General features: G+C 33.1%; 7 protein-coding genes and 1 pseudogene. All 8 read left to right on the top strand.

Translation table 11 applies throughout. The features are described 5' to 3' along the window. A pseudogene (locus tag LS69_RS10595) lies at positions 1 to 564 on the top strand (hypothetical protein); the annotation flags it as partial. A 9-nt stretch (positions 565 to 573) separates the two neighbouring features. After that, positions 574 to 1326, top strand: a complete 753-nt coding sequence (locus tag LS69_RS09675; RefSeq protein ID WP_138124536.1) for a hypothetical protein — start codon at positions 574 to 576, stop codon at positions 1324 to 1326. A gap of 101 nt (positions 1327 to 1427) precedes the next feature. After that, complete coding sequence (locus tag LS69_RS10935) at positions 1428 to 2027, top strand: hypothetical protein (RefSeq protein ID WP_238699294.1); 600 nt, start codon at positions 1428 to 1430, stop codon at positions 2025 to 2027. After that, positions 2017 to 2607, top strand: coding sequence for a hypothetical protein (locus tag LS69_RS09685; RefSeq protein ID WP_138124539.1), 591 nt, complete (start codon positions 2017 to 2019; stop codon positions 2605 to 2607). Before LS69_RS10935 ends, LS69_RS09685 begins: the two co-directional genes overlap by 11 nt. Then, positions 2608 to 3525 carry a hypothetical protein gene (locus LS69_RS10940; protein WP_238699295.1) on the top strand — a complete coding sequence of 306 codons (918 nt, stop codon included), beginning with the start codon at positions 2608 to 2610 and terminating at the stop codon, positions 3523 to 3525. Continuing rightward, positions 3525 to 4280: a hypothetical protein gene (locus LS69_RS09695; protein WP_138124542.1), complete on the top strand. Its 756-nt coding sequence runs from the start codon at positions 3525 to 3527 to the stop codon at positions 4278 to 4280. The genes LS69_RS10940 and LS69_RS09695 overlap by 1 nt, the downstream gene beginning before the upstream one ends. Next, complete coding sequence (locus LS69_RS09700) at positions 4277 to 4456, top strand: hypothetical protein (protein ID WP_138124545.1); 180 nt, start codon at positions 4277 to 4279, stop codon at positions 4454 to 4456. Before LS69_RS09695 ends, LS69_RS09700 begins: the two co-directional genes overlap by 4 nt. Beyond that, entirely contained in the window at positions 4422 to 5189 is a 768-nt protein-coding gene (locus tag LS69_RS10945; RefSeq protein WP_238699296.1) for a hypothetical protein, read from the top strand. The genes LS69_RS09700 and LS69_RS10945 overlap by 35 nt, the downstream gene beginning before the upstream one ends. Positions 5190 to 5244: the final 55 nt, after the last annotated feature.

Raw genomic sequence — 5244 nt, forward strand, 5'->3', positions numbered from 1 at the left:
AAGATTCCACAACCACCAAAGATAGAATCCCAAAATGAGATTCCTCCTAATGTGATAAGAATAGAAACACAAGATGGGAGTGGGGAGTTTATAGAGATAATATTGCCAGAGGAAAATCAAGAGGAATCGCAAGGGGATATAGAACAAGAAAGCAATCTTTGGCACACTACAGGAGAGATTGCATTAGACATAGGATTGGGAATCCTAAGCAGAGGAAAATATAAGCCCAAACCAAAGGTTAAAAAGAAATCCACATCTATAAAGCCTAAGTCGTTGAGTAGAGAGGAGGTATTGGAGACAGTGAATAGGTTACCTAAAGGGAGCAACGAACATAGACGCCTTGTTAAAGATAAACAAGAACTAGACGAACTATGGGAAAGATTGACTAAGAATGCAAGAGAATTAAAGCCGCAAACTGACAAGAGGCATGGAAAGCCAATTTACAGGAGAGAATTAGATGATGGAACGATTATTCAATATAAAGAAGCCTCAACAAGTGGTGGAGAAGCTATTGAGATACATAATAAAAATCCTTACATAAATAAAACTATTCATATAAAATAAGGAGGATAAATGACAAAACTTAAAGTGATTTATGGATTAGGATATCCTATTTTTTTATACAAGCACTCAAGTGAAACAGGATATAGGAGCAATAAAGCTTTGGATAGATTCTGCAATAACGATAAAGGGCAATGTTTTGAAATGGATTTGTTCTTAGATTATTTACGATATACAACAAAATCTGATATATTATTATCGTTTGAATATTTATTTTTAGGGCTTATTGATGATAAATTTTTCGCAAGAAATGAAGTGGATTCAATCACTATTCAAGCCTATCACATAGACCACCTTGATAATAACCTCTCCCCAAATCCACCTAGACCCACTTATATTAGCGAATATATTAATGTCATAGGGCAACTCTTCCTAGCAGGTTATATTGATTTTGGCTCATATTGTGATGATGAGGATAGGAACAGGATAGATTATCCTACAAATTTATCTTACTATAAAGAAGACAAATATCAAGCGTGGATACACTTTAGAGATAATTATTTTTATGCAAATAGATTTAATAGAGATTTAGACGAACCCGATACGATTGATGAGAAAGGATATAGTTTGATTTTAGGCGATACCTCTTGGGATACTCCCAAATATTGGTCGCAGTATAATATTTGGGTTGCAAGAACTCCCAAAGGCACTAAATACTTCAACGAAATCCTAGCCCCAAGATTCTATAATAAATACAAAGATTTAGAAGTAGAAATAGATGAGAAAGGCAATATCATCAGGTGGATTGGAGAGATTAATAGATGAATGGGGTTCTACAATATAATCTGAATCTACAAAAGCAAGAATGAATATCTATTTAGATAATAAAAGAGTAGATAGCAACAGCAAAGCATATAGGAAAATTTGTGCAAGACAATGTAGAAGTAAGAATCCAAAATAATTTTAAGATTCCACAACCACCAAAGATAGAATCCCAAAATGAGATTCCTCCTAATGTGATAAGAATAGAAACACAAGATGGGAGTGGGGAGTTTATAGAGATAGAGTTGCCCCCTACTACATTATTAGGGATTGATGACCCACCTTTGCAAGATACAAGTGCAATGTTTATTCCTGCATTAAGGGGTGTAGGTTCAGCTATCAAAGGCATTAAGAATGTAGCAGGAATTGGCAGGAGTTTGACAAGAGAGGAGGTGTTGGAGAGAATCAAAAAACTCCCTAAAGCATTTAACTCCAAAGGAAAAGAAAGGACGAGAATATACTTGGTAGGGACCAAAGAAAAACTTTTGGAATTATGGGAGGAATTGACGAGAAATTTTAAAAATGAGCGCATAGAGAAGAATCCGAAAGGAATAAGAATTGTAAGAACGCTAGACGATGGGACAGAGGTAAGCCTAAGAGATTATTCGAGTGAAGCAAGTGGTAATTCTCACACCATAGACACTAAAATCAACAACAAAGATTATAAAATACATATAGATAAAGGAATCAACAATGCGCCTTAAAGTTTTAGAATCTGTGAGCGGGAGTCTCTTTCCAAAGTGGGATATTGCGCTTGACTTGTATATCAAGTCCTATCTTGATATTTTTAGCATTCATACAAATATAACCGAACAAGATATAATGGAGATTATAGAGTATGATATTTTGTGTGAGTTGAGTGAATTTTATGAATATTCAGAAATCTATATGATATTTAATCTATATTCCCAAAAATACAAAGCAAAATACATTGCGGTAATTGCTAGGCTATTTTTAAACGATAAGGTAGATTTTTATATTATTGATAAGCTAACCCAGCCAACACTATCTAACTATAAAAAAGACAAAAGCGAATCTTGGATTTACTTTAGAGACAATTTCATTGCTAAAGAGCGTTTTAATGCGGAGGATTTCTGTAATGTTTCTTGGGAAAGCCCAAATCAATGGAGCAAATACAATATCAATGCGACTATTACTCTAAGAGGCGCACAATACTATAACGAAATCCTAGCCCCAAGATTCTATAATAAATACAAAGATTTAGAAGTAGAGATTGATAATAAAGGCAATATTATAAGATGGATTGGAGAGATTAATAGATGAATGGGATTCTACACATTCAAACCCATTCTCATTAAACTTAGGAGAGATGAAGTGAGTTTGCATAATGGCAACACAAGAAAAGAAGTATTAAAACTTTATAATGAGTTTGTAGGAGTTAATAGAGGGATTCTAATCCACGAGGGAGAATCCCCTAAAATTAGTGAGGGTTGTTTGCTAATAGGAAAGAAAGAAGTTGCACCCTATATGCTTGAAACAGAAATGGAAACAATGGTAAAACAGGTAGTTTTACGCTTAAACGAACAAACCAATCAATCCACACAAACAGATAAAAGACTAGAGAACTTTCTTAAAAACAATGTAGAAGTAAGAATCCAAAATAATTTTAAGATTCCACAACCACCAAAGATAGAATCCCAAAATGAGATTCCTCCTAATGTGATAAGAATAGAAACACAAGATGGGAGTGGGGAGTTTATAGAGATAGAGTTGCCCCCTACTGCATTATTAGGGATTGATGACCCACCTTTGCAAGATACAAGTGCAATGTTTATTCCTGCATTAAGGGGTGTAGGTTCAGCTATCAAAGGCATTAAGAATATAACAGGAATGGGCAGGAGTTTGACACTAAATGAAGTGTTAGAGATAACGGATAGACTTAAGAAAGTTTTTAATAAAAATGGCGAGGACACACGCATTCGTCTTATTGAAGATCAAAAAGAATTAGATAAAATATGGAGAGAATTCACTCAAAATGAGAGAAGGGTAAAGCCAGATGTGGATGATAAAGGTAAGCCTATGAAATATACTATTCTAGATGACAATACAACTAGAATTCAATATCGCACACATTCAAGCAATAAAAGCAATAACTTGCCTACAATAGATATACACAATAAAGAGTTAAAAGTGCAAAGGAAAATCCATATTGATATTCATAAGAACAAAGGAGGTATTTAGTGAAATATTTAAAACAATATGATAGGGGGTTTGTTGTTGAACCTACAAAAAAAGATTTCATAAAATATGACAAAAATCGCCTAAAATTAATCTACTGGCGTGGTGGCGGTTTATTTGTTGAAATTACTAAGAGTGGAGAGTATATAAAACGAATACCAGAAATGGAAATATTGGATTGGTTTTTAAAGATATATTCACAAGCTAGAAAAACGGATATTTTAGAGCTTTTAGAATATAATTTGCTGGGGTGGATAACAGGTTTAACAGAATTTCAAGAATTTGACCAAGTTCTTCGTTTGCCTTTTAGCAAATACTCTCAAGGCTATGATTATCAAACGCATAAATATTTATTTAATGAGCCTATCCCGAGCTTTGAAGCGAATTATTTTAGTATTTTTGGAGAGTTATTTTTATGTGGTTATGTGGATTTTTTAGCAGAAGAGCCCAAAGATGTATATTTATCAGACTACAAAGAAAACATATATGAATCTTGGAAGTATTTTAGAGATAATTTTTTGTATGCAGGGGCATTTGATAGAAATGTTGAAGATGGGAATCTTACAATTGGTTCGACTTCTTGGGACACCCCACAATATTGGTCGCAGTATAATATCTTAGTCGTTCGCACAGAAAAAGGAGACAAATATTTCAACGAAATCCTAGCCCCAAGATTCTATAATAAATACAAAGATTTAGAAGTAGAGATTGATAATAAAGGAAATATCATAAGATGGATTGGAGAGATTAATAGATGAATGGGATTCTACAATATAATCTAAATCCACAAAACATTATAGAGAGATTCCACCAAACTACAGAATCTACAAAAGCAAGAATGAATATCTATTTAGATAATAAAAGAGTAGATAGCAACAGCAAAGCATATAGGAAAATTTGTGCAAGACAATGTAGAAGTAAGAATCCAAAATAATTTTAAGATTCCACAACCACCAAAGATAGAATCCCAAAATGAGATTCCTCCTAATGTGATAAGAATAGAAACACAAGATGGGAGTGGGGAGTTTATAGAGATAGAGTTGCCCGAAGAAAATGACGCAAAGAATGATGATGAACTCAATACTTTATTGAATGAAGCAAAAGATATTTTATATGAAATATCACCTTTAAACTCTATACAATCAACTTATGAAAACTTAACTGCTAGTGAGTATGTAAATGCTTTATCGGAAGCCATCACAATACTTCCAATGCTAAAAGTATCGAAAGCTAAAAAGATTATTTCTAAAATAAATAAAGCTATTGATAAAAATAAGAGTAAAAAAGATGTAAAAATATTAAAGAAGTCTAAGTATGCTACTAAGCAAGAAGTGATAGATGTAATAGAAAAGAAGTATGCTTTAAAGAAAGAGGGTTATAAAGATGTCTATATGGCTAAGGATAACAAACAAATCAAAGAAATTTGGAACGATATTACAGAAGGAGCGGAAGTGTTAGGAGATAAAATAGATGACTATGGAGAGATTATAAAAAGAGTAAAATTACAAGATGGCACAATACTTCAATTAAGAAAGAAATCATCTGGTGGGGCAAGAGCAAAAAAAGAGGGTAAAGGAGGAACGGGTGGTTCAACCATAGAAATAGGCAATAAAAAATCCGACCAAACTAAAATCCACAATAAGGCAAAAGAAAATGGCGATTGGTAGAGTTTTACATACAAATGGATTGTTGTTTTATGATTTTTATGAATTGTTTCATAAT

The sequence above is a fragment of the Helicobacter sp. MIT 05-5294 genome (genome assembly GCF_000765675.1).
Lineage (GTDB): Bacteria > Campylobacterota > Campylobacteria > Campylobacterales > Helicobacteraceae > Helicobacter_D.

Excerpts from the sequence above, each read along its gene's own strand:
- LS69_RS09685 (WP_138124539.1), top strand. The coding sequence starts at position 2,017 with ATGCGCCTTAAAGTTTTAGAATCTGTGAGCGGGAGTCTCTTTCCAAAG.
- LS69_RS09675 (WP_138124536.1), top strand. The coding sequence starts at position 574 with ATGACAAAACTTAAAGTGATTTATGGATTAGGATATCCTATTTTTTTA.
- LS69_RS09700 (WP_138124545.1), top strand. The coding sequence starts at position 4,277 with ATGAATGGGATTCTACAATATAATCTAAATCCACAAAACATTATAGAG.
- LS69_RS10940 (WP_238699295.1), top strand. The coding sequence starts at position 2,608 with ATGGGATTCTACACATTCAAACCCATTCTCATTAAACTTAGGAGAGAT.